We start from the raw sequence: 1,906 nt of genomic DNA, 5'->3' as shown, positions 1-1,906 counted from the left end.
AAGGCTTGGCTCAAAAAGCTCTTTCCTCCACCGGTCTTAGAAATTATCACCATGACCTCGCAGTCGCGCACCCATGAGCATTCGGCGTAACGGTTCATACGGCAATGTCATTCAGTTAGGGAATAGCCCTCTCATGCTGCCTGGGGGTGTAACAAAGAAATGGAATTGCTATGAGGCGCGCACACTTTAGAAAATAAATCTTGACAGGAGGCCTCAGATTTGAGGTCTTCTCTTTGCCAAGCCAAAGAGAAGACCCATTGCGGTGAGGAAATAACGCTCTTCACCGCAAGGAGGCTTCCATGGACTATCCGTCCCGAATAAAGGCGATGCTCGAGTCCGACATAGCCGAAATGGCTGCGCATGTTGGCGACTACGCCGTTCATCCCGGTCGCGACTTCACCCGCAAGCGCAAACTCGGGTTCTCCGATCTGATCGGCTTACTCGTCTCGATGGGCACGGGATCTCTCTCGCACGAGCTGATGGGCTACTTCGACTACGACCCCAAGCGCAAGCCGTCCAAGTCGGCGTTTTGCCAGCAGCGCTCAAAGCTCTCAGACGGTGCCCTGCGCCATCTGCTGCGGACGTTCTCGTCTCGCTTCGAACTGGGAGCTTATCGCGGCGGATACTCCCTGGTGGCCTGCGACGGGTCGAGCTTCTGTTTCGGCCCTGATCCCTCCGATCTGCGCACTTTCCACGAGAACAGGGCGGATACACGGGGACACAACCTAATGCACGCAGTTGCGCTCTGTGACATGATGACCGGTATCTACGTGGACACTGTCGTGCAAAACGGACGGGAGAAAGACGAGTTCGCTGGGATGTGCCAGATGGTCGATGCGTGGGATCGCGCAGGCAAGTCCATCTTCGTCGCCGACCGGGGGTTTGCGAGCTACAACGTGTTCGCCCATATCGCAGAAGCATCCCTTTTCTTCGTGATAAGGGCGAAAGATATAAATGTCAAGCGCATGCTGCGCTCAGGCGAGCTGCCTGATGAGTTGGATAAAGAGGTGCGCTTGGTGCTCAGTCATTCCCAGGCGAAATCAAAGAGATCGCAGCCGCAGAGGGCCGACGACTACCGGCTCGTCAGTCGCGATATCAACTTTGATTACCTCTCGAAAGATTCGCCTGAGTACGAGATGGCGCTGCGCGTCGTGCGCTTCCCTGTCGGGAAGGGTTTCGAGAACGTCGTCACGAACCTGCCCGCAGACAAGTTCGATCCTTCTGAGATAAAGGAGATATACCGGCTCAGGTGGGGTATCGAGACGTCGTTTCGAAAGCTCAAGCTCAACGTTGGCGCAACCGAGCTGCACTCGAAAAGGGGGCTATGGGTTGCCCAGGAGATATTCGCGCGCATGATCCTCTACGACTTCTGCACAGCGATAGCCCTCTACGTAGCAGAACTGCCCGAGATCACCTGCAAACGCGGGTCGAAGCACGCGCACAAGGTAAACTTCGCCGATGCGGCGCGAGCATGCTGTGCCTTTCTGCGCGGTCGTGCGCGGGGGCCAGACGTCGAGGAGCTCGTGGCCGGATCGACATCGCCTGTCAGATCCGGCCGGTCCTTCCATAGAAGGCATAGGCTCCGTTCCCCGTCAGGCCAGATATATCGCCCTGCCTAAGGCGAGGCGATGCCGACGTAGGGCAATCATAGTGTAGCTTTCGGTCCTTGCGAAGGGACCGGGGCCGCTGCGCCCGAAAGCAGCATAAATGCCATATATTCGAAGCAGGTGCGCACACAACTCGCTCTCAGGAAGCCCGAAGCTGAATCGTCGCGGCGAAATACCCTCTCAACCTACCCCCGGTCAAGGAGGAGGGGTGCTTAACTGAATGACATTGGGTCACACCTGCGAGAAAAACGGCGAGGCCGCGTTTCTGGGCAGGTCACCCAGTGTATGGGCCAACTTGC

General features: G+C 57.0%; 1 protein-coding gene. It reads left to right on the top strand.

What is annotated here, in order from left to right; translation table 11 throughout:
• The first annotated feature begins 299 nt into the window (after nt 1-299).
• Nucleotides 300-1,619 (top strand): IS4 family transposase, encoded by a 1,320-nt coding sequence (locus RR842_RS14470; RefSeq protein ID WP_332730277.1) that lies wholly within the window; start codon nt 300-302, stop codon nt 1,617-1,619.
• Nucleotides 1,620-1,906: the final 287 nt, after the last annotated feature.

The organism is Gordonibacter sp. (genome assembly GCF_036667095.1).
Classification (GTDB): Bacteria; Actinomycetota; Coriobacteriia; order Coriobacteriales; family Eggerthellaceae; genus Gordonibacter.
This window is presented reverse-complemented; position numbering and strand designations above follow the sequence as displayed.